This window comes from Mesorhizobium sp. M7A.F.Ca.US.006.04.2.1, from assembly GCF_004022915.1.
GTDB lineage: Bacteria > Pseudomonadota > Alphaproteobacteria > Rhizobiales > Rhizobiaceae > Mesorhizobium > Mesorhizobium ciceri.
The window spans coordinates 1-12351 of record NZ_RZQA01000002.1 but is presented as its reverse complement, the minus strand read 5'-3'; the positions used below and the strand labels follow the sequence as shown (position 1 = coordinate 12351).

General features: G+C 58.1%; 8 protein-coding genes and 3 pseudogenes. 1 reads left to right on the top strand and 10 read right to left on the bottom strand.

Annotated features, from left to right (window positions below; translation table 11 throughout):
- Positions 1-70: 70 nt before the first annotated feature.
- From nifD to queC, 7 genes and pseudogenes are all read right to left on the bottom strand, one after another.
- Positions 71-1573 carry a nitrogenase molybdenum-iron protein alpha chain gene (gene nifD, locus EN925_RS00335; RefSeq protein ID WP_024505262.1) on the bottom strand — a complete coding sequence of 501 codons (1503 nt, stop codon included), beginning with the start codon at positions 1571-1573 and terminating at the stop codon, positions 71-73.
- A gap of 87 nt (positions 1574-1660) precedes the next feature.
- Positions 1661-2554, bottom strand: coding sequence for a nitrogenase iron protein (gene nifH, locus EN925_RS00330; protein WP_024505261.1), 894 nt, complete (start codon positions 2552-2554; stop codon positions 1661-1663).
- Positions 2555-3651: 1097 nt separating this feature from the next.
- A pseudogene (locus tag EN925_RS40460) lies at positions 3652-3848 on the bottom strand (7-carboxy-7-deazaguanine synthase QueE); the annotation flags it as partial.
- Positions 3849-4008: 160 nt separating this feature from the next.
- Positions 4009-4761: a carbonic anhydrase gene (locus EN925_RS00315; RefSeq protein ID WP_063169372.1), complete on the bottom strand. Its 753-nt coding sequence runs from the start codon at positions 4759-4761 to the stop codon at positions 4009-4011.
- A 770-nt stretch (positions 4762-5531) separates the two neighbouring features.
- On the bottom strand, positions 5532-6257 hold the full coding sequence (queE, locus tag EN925_RS00310; RefSeq protein WP_164548811.1) for a 7-carboxy-7-deazaguanine synthase QueE: 726 nt from the start codon (positions 6255-6257) through the stop codon (positions 5532-5534).
- Positions 6258-6262: 5 nt separating this feature from the next.
- Complete coding sequence (queD, locus tag EN925_RS00305; protein ID WP_063169374.1) at positions 6263-6619, bottom strand: 6-carboxytetrahydropterin synthase QueD; 357 nt, start codon at positions 6617-6619, stop codon at positions 6263-6265.
- Positions 6619-7317 (bottom strand): 7-cyano-7-deazaguanine synthase QueC, encoded by a 699-nt coding sequence (gene queC / locus EN925_RS00300; RefSeq protein WP_063170389.1) that lies wholly within the window; start codon positions 7315-7317, stop codon positions 6619-6621. Before queC ends, queD begins: the two co-directional genes overlap by 1 nt.
- A 369-nt stretch (positions 7318-7686) precedes the next feature.
- Here queC and EN925_RS00295 point away from each other — a divergent pair.
- A pseudogene (locus tag EN925_RS00295) lies at positions 7687-7828 on the top strand (transposase); the annotation flags it as partial.
- Here the strand turns inward: EN925_RS00295 and EN925_RS00290 are convergent.
- The 3 genes and pseudogenes from EN925_RS00290 to hisC all read right to left on the bottom strand — a co-directional run bounded on the left by EN925_RS00290 (position 7823) and on the right by hisC (position 11516).
- Positions 7823-9025 (bottom strand): annotated as a pseudogene (locus tag EN925_RS00290) (IS3 family transposase). The pseudogenes EN925_RS00295 and EN925_RS00290 sit on opposite strands and share 6 nt — an antisense overlap.
- 254 nt (positions 9026-9279) lie before the next feature.
- Complete coding sequence (locus tag EN925_RS00285) at positions 9280-10314, bottom strand: LLM class flavin-dependent oxidoreductase (RefSeq protein WP_063169375.1); 1035 nt, start codon at positions 10312-10314, stop codon at positions 9280-9282.
- A gap of 71 nt (positions 10315-10385) precedes the next feature.
- On the bottom strand, positions 10386-11516 hold the full coding sequence (gene hisC / locus EN925_RS00280; protein ID WP_063169376.1) for a histidinol-phosphate transaminase: 1131 nt from the start codon (positions 11514-11516) through the stop codon (positions 10386-10388).
- Positions 11517-12351: the final 835 nt, after the last annotated feature.

Sequence of the window (12351 nt, the reverse complement as noted above, 5' to 3'; positions counted from 1 at the left end):
CCAGGCTCCGGCGGATCAGAGGCCGCGGGAGTTCACCGTCTCAGTGGGAGACTGGGGCTGAAGCAAATGTTTATTCGGCAGCCATCGCCCGCTCATCGCCCCGGCTTCTTTTCCAAGGCGCGTGGAATAGGTCCCAGACCGGGTTGTTAATGGCGAGATCCACATCACGTGCGAAAATGGCAAAGCCGTCGTAGCCGTGATACGGGCCTGAATAATCCCAGGAATGCATCTGGCGGAACGGTATGCCCATCTTCTGCACCGGGTATTTTTCTTTGATTCCCGAGCCGACCAGATTTGGGCGAATCCCTTCGATGAATTTCTCCAACTCATAGCCGGTCACGTCATCGTAGATCAGCGTGCCGTTCTTCACGTAGTGGCCGGTGCGCTGATAGTCGTCGCTGTGGGCGAATTCATAGCCGGTGCCCACGATGACCATGCCGAGGTCCTCGTAGGCCGTGACGACGTGGCGGGGGCGCAGGCCGCCGACATAGAGCATCACGGTATTTCCTTCCAGGCGCGACAGGTACTTGGCGATGACCGCATCAACAAGCGGCCTGTACTTGGCAATGACCTTTTCGGTCTTCTCCTCGATTTCCGGCCCAAAATGCTTGGCTATGTTGCGCAGAGAGGCTTCGATCTGGGAGGGACCGAAGAAATTGTACTCCATCCAGGCGACGCCATACTTTTCCTCCATATGCCGACAGATGTAATTCATCGACCGGTAGCAGTGGATAAGATTGAGCTTAGCCTTCGGGGCGCGCTCGATCTCTGCGAGTGTGGCGTCACCCGACCAGTTGCCAACCACGCGCAGCCCTATCTCCTCAAGCAGTATGCGCGAGGCCCAGGCATCGCCGCCGATATTGTAGTCGCCGATGACGTTGACGTCGTAGGGGCCGGCCTCGAACTTGACATCCTTTTTGTCGAAGACCCAATCCCGGATTGCATCATTGGCGATGTGGTGGCCAAGCGACTGCGAGACGCCGCGGAAGCCCTCGCAGCGTACCGGCACGATCGTCTTGTCATACTCCTTGGTCTTTTTGCGAGAAACGGCCTCGGTGTCATCGCCAATCAGGCCGATAGGGCATTCGGACTGCACGGTGATGCCGTTGTTGAGCGGAAACAAGACTTCAATCTCGTCAATGATCTGTTCCAGCTTCTTGTCGCCGCCGAAGACGATGTCCTTCTCCTGGAAATCGGAGGTGAACTGCATTGTCCCGAACGTGTCGACGCCCGTTGTACCGACGTAGTAGTTGCGGCGCTGCGACCAAGAATATTGGCCGCAGCCGACCGGGCCGTGCGAGATATGGACCATATCCTTGACTGGCCCCCACACCACGCCTTTCGAACCAGCATATGCACAGCCGCGAATCGTCATCACCCCGGGAATGGACTTGATGTTCGATTTGACGTCGCATTCGGAAAGGACCTCGCTTTCCCCGCCAGCCTCGTTGCCGCTCTTTGCGACGTTGAGGTGCTTCTTGCGGCGCTTCGCCGCCTTGTCGGGATAATGCGACAGCACCTCTTCGATAAGCTTCGCATGAAGAGCACCGTCATTCTCGTATTCCCGGCTCATGAGTCCCCCTTTCAAGGTTGGGTGACGCCTCAAAGAATAGGCGCCGTTCTCTGCAAGGCGCGCCGATTCATGGCAGCGCTAATGTCACTACTGGGCCGCCGCCTTCGCCGCTTCCTTGGAGTGAAGCTCGGCAAGCATCTGCTCGTCGGTCTTCATGATGCCGAAGTCGAGCAGCATCTCCTCCAGCTCCTCCATGGTGATCGGCGTCGGGATCGTACCCTGGCCCGAATTGGCGTGGATCTTCTCGGCCAGAGCGCGGTATTCCCCTGCCTGCTTTGAGTCCGGCGCGTACTGGATCACCGACATCTTCCTGAGTTCGGCATGTTGGACGATGTTGTCGCGGGGCACGAAGTGGATGAGCTTGGAATTCAATCGGCCAGCCAGTGCTTCGGCCAGATCGAGTTCGCGGTCGGTTTGACGTTCATTGCAGATCAGCCCGCCCAGCCGCACACCGCCCGAATGGGCATATTTGAGGATGCCCTTGGCGATGTTGTTGGCGGCATAGAGCGCCATCATCTCGCCGGACATGACGATATAGATCTCCTGGGCCTTGCCTTCGCGGATCGGCATGGCGAAGCCGCCGCATACCACGTCGCCGAGGACGTCATAGGAGACATAATCGACATCGTCATAAGCGCCATTCTCCTCGAGGAAATTGATCGAGGTGATGACGCCGCGGCCGGCGCAACCGACACCCGGCTCGGGGCCGCCGGACTCCACGCACTTGATGCCTCTGTAGCCCACCTTGAGCACGTCCTGGAGTTCGAGGTCTTCCACCGAGCCTTCCTGTGCGGCGAGATCCAGGACGGTATCCTGAGCTTTCGAATTCAGGATCAAGCGTGTGGAATCGGCTTTGGGGTCGCATCCTACGATGAGGATTCTCTGCCCGAGGTCGACAAGGGCAGCGAGCGTATTTTGGGACGTGGTGGACTTGCCGATGCCGCCTTTTCCGTAAAAGGCGATCTGACGCAGACCTGACATAATAGCTTTCCTTCCTTCGTTCTAATTATCGCGACTGCCCGCGACACAAGTGCCGATAGGCAGCTCGTGCCGCCTCACACCAAGCATCGCAAAAAGCGTACCAGCGTGATCGGCCGATCCCAGAAGAAACTTTGTCATTAAATTCCAGCCGCTTAGACGGCGGCAAAACGCGCGAACGGGCCTTTCAGGCGTCTGTCACGGACACGACAAAGCCGACACAGATTGTCGTGCGCCATCCAAACCGCCGTGTGTCGAGCTCGAAGCGGGAGAATGGGGAAGTTAGCCCAAAGCTGATGGCGAGACCATCGGAAGACATCGGCTCTTGTCTTTCCAGCCTGCCATTGATCGGGCGGTCGCTGGATGAGCAGGAGCCTGGGGCTTGACCGCGGCGCGGGTAGTTCAGGCAGGCTTACAGAGCGGGAACGCCGGCGGCCGATAGACATCCGCGCTTAACCTTTCATAGCCCGTCTACAAGTTGGTTCCGCCGACGCGCTATATGGAAGCCAAATAATTCAGTAGCTTAGCCGAGAGCATTGATTTTTTCAGAAAGATACGTGTTATACGCGTATGAACCGCCGAACCCATGGTCGGCGCCCTCATGCGCGTGAGACCCCGTTGTGGGCGAGGCTCGCGACTGGCTGCACGATCCTAGCCGGCCTGCTTGCCATTGAGTTTGGTCCCGCCGCGGTAGGCTGCGGCATCAAGGGCAACATCAGCTACAACACTGGCAAGAAGATTATCACGTTCTTGGACAGGAATCTTACTGGGAGACACGCATCAACCTATTGAAGGGCGAGCGGTGGTTTTGTTCAGAGGAAGCTGCACGAAAGGCGGGCGGGCGGGCTTCGAGAGGTTAGTGTCGCGGCAGCTTGCAGATCTGCCCACGGGGCCGCCACGATCGCAAAGTGTGTACAAAAGCGCCCTCTCTGCCGAACTGAACAGTGCTCACGGCCATAGCCTCGGATGAGCCCGACTGGCTTGACCTCTGCATGATGAGAGCAGCTTTTACACCAGGTGCGCAGCACATGTCTTTAACGAACGCATCGTCTTCAAGAATATAGAGAGCAATTCGGAAAACCGAGTAGTTGGCGGCGAAGCTAGGAGAAGGTATACACTACCCTCTTGTTACCCCAGAGTAGAACGTGCAGCTGCGGCAAGACGCGGGCTTCGAACCACCTGTCGCTGGTCACCTTTTCTACCAGCGGTTCCATGCGCATCATATTCCGTCGGACTCGACAGAGACGTCTTCATTACCACGGCGGGGCGGCGTGTGATTGCCGGGTTGCAGACAAACCTCGCCGCGACGTATTTGGGACGAGTGGTGTCGGCACCGAATCCCTATCATTTAGACTAGCCAGCTTGGGGAGCGCCGTCAGACCGCCAGACCGGAAGAGGAGGCTTCGCGCCAACTTGTGCCAAGAATGTTGGACCGTGCGGAACCGCTGGGGCGGCGCTCAACTCTGGCGCAGGATGAAGCGTCGATTGGGTGAATGAATAGGGCGCGCGTTCGACGGGTAGAGTGAGGCAAATCGCTGGATGTCTGCCGGATCAACGTCAACCGGTTCCATCGCCACCATCCACTCGACGTTTTCGGTGCACGGCGGCGTCGTCAGTGAGCCCTCATAAGTCCAATAGCCAAGCGAGGCTGGCAGAAGCCAGTTGGGATTCACCTCGTCGATCGTCACCTCCCCATTCGGCAGTTCGGGAAAGGCCGCAGCAAGGGCAGCAAAGCTGGCATTTGTCGCGCCGGGCGTTAAAAAGACGCCCAGCACGCCCAGAGTACCACTTTGCGTGTCCTTGTGAACGAAATGCACCTCCATCGGGAAGCTCTTGCCCGCCACGTGATGTTCGCTTGGCGCATGGAAATGGAACTGTACCAGTTCGTAGACACGATCGCCGCGGGTCAGCGTGCTGCCTTGTGGCATATTGATTTGAATGGTGTGGCCGTTGTTCACCATATTGCCGCCGCCCTTGTGCCAGCCGATGGCGATATGCGGGATATCCGCCTTGACCGCGCTGTTGATATTGATCGGCGATTGCTGCGTGCCGGCAGAGCATACGAAATTTTCCTTATCCAGATCAGCCCAGTGCTCCGGTCCGACCGGACCGGTGTACCCCCAATGGGCACTGGTCGCTTGGGCGGCTTGAACGCAAATCCGGCATGCGCCGAGCGCAACCAACCCTTTGATCAGGTGACGACGATACATATTACTTTTGCTCCTCTTGCGAACTGATGTTGGTGGCTGCCCTAATGGACGCGTGATGGCCAATCGGCGCGGCCAGTATTGTCCTTTGCAACTGATAGATGCCCGCACGCCTTGGCGTGCTTTCATAAGTGCGGCTGCCGTTTCTCGGCTGGCCGGCTTCTGCAGCCCGCAACGGGGGCAGTTTCAACCAGCTAAACGATAAAAAATTTTAGCAGACCAGCGCTTGACCCCCGCCGCAAAGGCACAGGCGAAGGTGATCACTGCGCGGCTGCCGTTCGCGCCGGAGGCCGCATCGCTATACTTTACACTCGCTGCCCAAGGAGACGCAGGCGACCCCAATACGTTTTCATCGCTACTCCCGACGCAGCCGACCCACGCCACGAAAACGTTGCTATATTTCACGTTGGGCCAATGAGGAAATCGATCTTCTTTATGGAAGGCATTTGCGCAATGGATGCATTCCCATGCTGACAGTCGTGCGTCAGGCCGGACAATGAGATACATCGATAAGAGCTGGACAAGGATGAGGGGATGACGTGCTTGCGACGGAGCAGGTGGGGCGAGAAGGCCAGTTCTTGCGGATTTCAACTTTGCGTGACGACAGCTCATCGGAGTCAAGGTGACACACGCCGGCAGCGGGGTGTCCGGGCGGTTTCCAGCCGCACAATCGCGAGACCGCTGACGCGAACAAAGCTCGGCTGTACTCGGCACGCGAAGAGAGCCTGCCAAGCCGTTGGAGCCCGGCCTTCCGGTGCGACGCAAGCCACAGACTAGACCGCCCTCTTGTTACCCCAAAGCAGAACGTGCAGCTGCGGCAACACGCGGGCTTCGAACCACCTGTCGCTAGTCACCCTTTCGACAAGCCATTCCATTCGCATCATTATTCCGTCCAAGTCGACAGAGGCGTCTTCACTGCCAGGGAGCGGCGGCGTGTGATTGCCGGGTTGCAGATAGATCGGAAGGTGCGGATATCTCGCCGCGACTTCTTTGGCGTAGGCATAGTCACTCTCGTCGAAAACGACGAGCTTGAGCACGATTTGCGGCTTCTCTTGCGCCGCTTCGAGGCATGCATCAAACGCAGCCCAACGGGTCGTCATCTCGCTGGACGGCGGCTTTGGGCTAAGGGTCAGCACGTCAAGATCCGCAAACCACTCCCTCACCACGGAACCCTGCGTTTCCAGTGCAAAACGATAGCCCTCGCGATGGCCTCGTTCTATGAGGGGACCGAACGGCTGAATGGCCGGGTTGCCGCCTGACAAGGAGACCATAACCGGCCTGCCGCCGGAAAGCGCATGGACGGTTTGCCACACGGCATCGATCGGCATCGGTAGCCATTCATGGCGATACTGATTGTCCACCGCGTGAAGGCTGTCGCACCATGAACAGCGATAATCACATCCGCCGGTTCTGATGAACACCGTCGGCAAGCCGATGAGCACGCCCTCGCCCTGGATAGTCGGCCCGAATATCTCGCTCACACGGATTGCGGGATGCATGTCGGTCACGGACGGTATTCCGCCCAAGTTTTCGGTGTTTCGCTAACGCGCACGGCCGCGGTCTGCGGCAGACGTGCCTTGCACCATTCATAGAAATGTCTGGCCAGGCATTCCGCCGTGACCTTCTCATGTCCCAGCACGTCGTTGAGGTGCCGATGGTCGAAGCTCTCGTCAATGTAGCGTTTGAGCGGCGCCAGATCGTGATAGTCGCGCACGAAGCCGTGGGCGTCCAGTTCCTTGGCCGACAGCTCCACTACGACGACATAGTTATGCCCGTGCAGGCGCGCGCATTGATGGTTGGGAGGCAAGGAGGTGAGCTGATGCGAGGCCGAGAAGTGGAATTCCTTGCTGATGTGGAACATTACGCGCGCCTCCTGCGCAGCGCCTCAAGCCAGAAATCGGCGTCCTCGTAGTCGGTGGGATCAGCGTGCCCGGCGAGATGGAACGCTTCGCGCCGCTCGACGCAGGTCCCGCATCGTCCGCAGTGACGCACGCCGCCCTTGTAACAGGACCAGGTCTCAGCAAACGGGGTGCCGTATCTTGCGCCATCCGCAACAATGTCAGCTTTTCCGAGATTCACATACGGTGCATAGAGGCGTATCTGCGCATAGCCGTCGAGCGCGCGGTCTTGCATTGTCTGGAAAGCTTCAATGAAGGCCGGACGGCAATCGGGATAGATGAAATGGTCCCCACCATGCACGGCCGCCGCCACCGCTTCGGCGCTGTGGGCGGCGGCGAGACCGAAGGCGATTGCCAACATGATGGCATTGCGGTTCGGCACCACCGTAATCTTCATCGTGTCTTCGGCGTAGTGGCCGTCCGGCACGTCGATACTGCTAGTCAGCGCTGAGCCGGAAAGGCCACGGCCAATTTCGCCGATGTCGATGATCTGGTGCGGGACCTTCAGTCGCTGCGCGCAAAGAGCGGCGAAGCCCAATTCCTTCCTGTGCCGTTGGCCATAGTCGAAAGATAGAAGGCCGGTGAGTTCGTGCTCCGCTGCCACCATGTGAGCAAGGGAAACGGAGTCCAATCCGCCAGAGCAGACGGCGAGAGTCTTCATCATTGGTATCCTTGTTTTGACCGGGTAAGGCTGCGACCGGAGATTTCTCTGCGCCCCCACTACTCCAGCGACTCAGTTTTGTGAACCGGGAGAATTTGCGCTCAGCCCGATTGGAACGGGAGTGCGTCGCGTCCAACACGCGTGATCAATAAAAGTTGAGCGCTTCAGCAGTTTGTTTCGCATCGCGCCAACTTTCGCAACCTGCTGTCCGATCGTCGACTTCGAGACAAGGTGATGTTCGGCCGACATCGGCTGACTCTTAATTAAGCCGCAGAACACATGTTGGCTTTCTGGCCTTCGCTTGTGCGGTTGGCGAGGGCGACATGGATGCCAGCAAATTTGACATTGGCGACATCCGCCTGGAGAACCCTGCGCGGCGCGATTGAGGCCGCAGGCGAGCCTGCTCTAACTGCCGCCCTACAGTCCCGACTTCAATCCGATTGAGAACGCCTTCGCCCAACCTAAGGCGCTGCTGCGAGCAAAGGCCGAGATAACCATCAAGGCTCTATGGGACTGACGTTGCCCCAGCAGTTTTGAGTTCGTTTCCGGCGTGGGTTGTGCCCTGCTGGGCGGGTGAAGCGACGGGCGCTGGCGCGGAGCCTTTGGCATAGCGCAGCGCGAGCGACCGTCGCGGATTGAAGGTGCTGGCGAACTTGGCCGGGGTCTGCCAGGGGGGAGTGCGGCCGCGCGGTGTTGTAGTCGGCGTGCCACAGGGCGATGGCTACGCGCGCCTGAGCCAGCGAGGTGAACAGCGTCTCGTTGAGCAGTTCATCGCGCAGTCGGCCGTTGAAGCTCTCGATGAAGCCATTCTGCATCGGCTTGCCGGGCGCAATGTAATGCCATTCGACGCGGTTCTGATCCGCCCAGGAGAGGATGGCGTTCGAGGTGAACTCGCTGCCATTGTCGCTGACGATCATCCTGGGCCGGCCCCGCTCGGTGATGAGCCGTCCAATTCGCGGGCAACCCGCATGCCCGAGAGAGACGTATCAACGATGAGTGCGAGGCACTCTCTCGTGCAGTCGTCGACGACGGCCAGGATGCGGAAGCGGCGCCCGTCGGTGAGCTGGTCCGATACGAAGTCGAGCGACCAGCGCTCGTCGGGCCTCAGCGGCACCAGCATCGGCGCCCTGGTCCCGATCGCCCGCTTGCGGCCGCCACGGCGGCGACGGCGAGCTTCTCCTCCCGATAGAGCCGGAACAGCTTCTTGTGGTTCACGACCAGGCCCTCCCGCCTCAGCATCACGAGAAGACGCCGGTAGCCGAACCGGCGACGCTCCTGCGCGATCGGCCTTCATCCGCTCGCGAACCTCGCGGTCGTCCGGCCTGCTGGTCTGGTAGCGAACCGTCATGCGGCAACAGCCGATGGCTTTACACGCCCGCCGTTCGCTCATCCCGAAGCCTTCCTTCAGGCGAGCGACAGCTTTCCGCTTGGCGGCGGGCGTCACCATTTCTTTCCCACAAGGTCCTTCAACGCGGCATTGTCGAGCATGGCGTCGGCCAAAAGCCGCTTCAGGCGCGTGTTCTCGTCCTCCAGCGCCTTCAGGTCGCCGAGCCTCGGTGACATCCATCCCGCCGAAGCGGGCCTTCCAATTGTAGATCGAGGCGTCGCTGACCCCGTGCTTGCGGCACAGATCGCCAACCGATACCCCGGCCTCGTGTTTCTTCAAAATTCCGATGATCTGCTCTTCAGAGAAGCGGCTGCGTTTCATGTCCTGGTCCTCTGGATGGGCCAGAACGAACTTCAAACCGGATTAGATCAGAGGGGCAAGGTCAGGACGCCTCGGCGCGGTCGTCGACCTCTTCACCCCAGCCGAATGTGCCAACTACTTCAAAGCCGCAGGATATGACCTGGATCAGATAGGACGTGCTCCAATGGTTTACACCTGACACAGGAGTCCGGCCCCCACAACCGTTTCGCAATGAGGAGCAGCGCTGCCGCTGCTCCTCCAATCACACGACGGATTCACGATGCGGCAACTCGAGCCATGATTTCGGATCCAATGGCCGATGCGGTGTATAGTGAGGCATCCAGCGGCAAATCCCCAAATGCCAGTTGACACAGAAGATAATTAGCACCTGCCTCTTCCAGCTGATCAAGGAGAGCTTTTCGGACAGAATCTGCCGTTCCCACGACGCACAATTCACTTTCAATTGCTGCATCGAAGTTCAAAGGCAAGTTTGGTGGAGTGGAAATGGCATTTAGTTCGTATAGAAATTTGAAGCTATTGAGCCATCGTTCATAGGCAGGTGCTGCGAGCAAATACGCATCTGTTTCAGAACGCCCTATCACCACCATTCGGAGCAATCCAAGAAATGGCGCTTGCTGGCCAATGTCAGCATCGTGAATTCGGGCGGCGCGGAACGCGTCGGTAACGCTGCGAACAGAAGTGGAAGGTCCGACGCAGGCGATGTTTGCCCCATTCGCAGCGGCCCAGCTAGCCGGCTCGGGTCGATTGGTGGCGATCCATGTCGGCGGACGGGGATATTGGTGAGGTCTCAACGTCAGCGGAACATCTTTCAACTCAAAGTGGCGGCCCTGATAAGAAAGCGTCCCGCCTTTCATCGCATTGATGAGAATCTCACTGGCCTCCGCATACTGTTCTGGTGCTGCTTCTACAGCAACCCCGAAGTATCCCAATTCAGTGGGAGCAGAGCCGCGCCCTATGCCGAGTTCAAGCCTGCCGCCGCTCAACTGATCAAGCATGCAGATCTCCTCGAAGGCACGCAGCGGATGATAGAGCGCAAGTAGCATTACCATGGGACCAACACGAAGACTGCGGGTTCGCTGGGCGACGCTCGCTAAGAACAAATTCGGTGATGGACCTCTGCCATGCGGCGTACAGTGGTGCTCGGCGAGATGATACGCATAAAAGCCATAGCCATCGCACGCTTCTGCTAGGCTCAGCCGATCTGCATATTGTTGTGCGATGTCATCGCCGTTTTCGTCCAGATGATCGAAGATGCCGAAGGTCAGGCCCGAAGCGGAAATTTTCTTCAATTAATTGTTCTCCAAATTACCTATATTTATTCGCTAATCATCATAGCTCACGACATATCATTACTTGATGCTTAATGTGAATCGACTTCATGCTTGTGAGCACCGCGATCCTTCTTAAAGTTCATACAGACGCGTTCGGCGGCAGCAAGGAATTTGTCCATCTGCTCTGTGGTGCCAATGCTGACGCGAATACAGTTCTTCAAATCTACGTCAGGAAAGCTGGCGATGAGGATCGCCTGCTCTTTCAACGCGGCTTGCCAGCATGAGCCCTCCTGTCCCGCCGGCACACGGGCCAGCAAAAAGTTTGCGTGGGAGGGTGTTACGGAAAAGCCAAGTTGCAACAGCGCCAGGGTCACTCGCTGTCGTTCATGCTTGATGTGCCTGTGGTTCTCTTCGTAGGCGTGGCGATGCGCAAGAATGCTTTTCCCGACCGCCTGCCCGATCACGTTCATGTTGAAGACATTCTGGATGTTGCGCAGCCTGCCAATGATTTCTGGGTGACCGAAACCGAAGCCGACTCGCACGCCAGCGGCAGCATAGCTCTTTGAAAAAGTCCTCAAGATCAAAAGATTCGGATGTCTATTGACGAGGCGCAGGGCATTGTCGGGTGCGAAGTCAACGTAGGCCTCATCCAAGACGACCAAGCGATCTGCTTGCTCCACAAGGCGTTCGATTTCGGCCACCGGCACGAATGTTCCGGTCGGATTGTTCGGATTAGCCAACAGAATGAACTTCGCGTCTTTTGCGGGGCCGGACAGCAGTTTTTCTATCGGCAGGGGATGAGCTTCGCTCGATGCGATTTCGAGAAACTCGGCACCCTGCAACATGGCAAGTTTACGGTTGAACGAAAATCCGGGCGACAGCATTGCCACTCTATCTCCTGGGGCGAGGAAAGCTCTGTAGATGAGTCCGAGCAGCTCCGACGAACCGTTGCCGGCAATCACCTGATCTTTGGAAAATCCGTAAGCATCGGAGGCAGCTGCCCTTAAGCTGAGATTGTCGTCTTCCGGATAAAGATACTGGTGTTCGATCGCAGCAATTGCACTTTGCATTACGCTCTTCGGCAACGGAAACGGGTTCTCGTTCGTATTTAGCTTAACGCAGTTTGCATCCGTCGCTGGTCCGTTGGACGAGAGAGCATCTAATTTGCTGGCCACCGGCGAAAAAAGCGAAAGCACGGTCTTCAGTTTTGCATCGCACATGTTCTTCTCCGTTTTTCAGTCCCGCAGGGCATGTGACATGAGGCAATCGTTGATCGTGACTTGATCGACGTTCGGCTATATCAGCGCTGCCTTCCCACCCTGGTGGGGATCGCCGACCACGGTTTGGATTTGACACCGGGAAGCTGTCGAGAACCTGATGACGACCCAACGTTTGGCCGACGGCCGATTCGGCGCAACAGACGGTGTTTCAACATCGCATCGTCCTCAAAGCCGCATGCAGGGCCTGCACGACAGCCCGTCTCCAGCGCCCGCAGATAGGTGGAAGCCGAAGTCTTGCCGAACCTCAGTTGCTCTGCCACCTTGGCCCACCGGACTGCCCTGTTTATGGGTCAGGCGCAGGATATCTCTGACGCTCGTTCGTCTTGCTTGCTTCCGTCTTGGCATGGGCTCTCTCGGTTTGCTGATGAGAGAGCCAAATACCGGCTCATCTGAGCATGAGACGCAGGCCTGACGATATGGAGCGTCGCTGGTGGCGCGCGTAGCCGAGAGGGTTCGCCTCGCTGGCGGGGCATGCAAGACGGCGCACCTCCTTAGCCATCCTGTCCCATCGTCTCAGATCGTGAGGCGCACCTTATAGTCGGTGAGGAGATCTTGCAGGGTCAGGTTACGCCCTAGCGCTTAAGGTTGTTGGTCGCACCGAGCAAGCGCGGGACCTGTCGACGGACAACAGCGGTGCCACTGCCGGCACTAGGTGTGAGCTTTCGAGAGGTTGTCCATTCGGACCGGACCGAGGAGACTGGAGTTACCACGCTTCAGCATCCATCGGAGGGTCCGAATGAACATCCACAAGAATGCCCGTCTCACACCGCTGCGT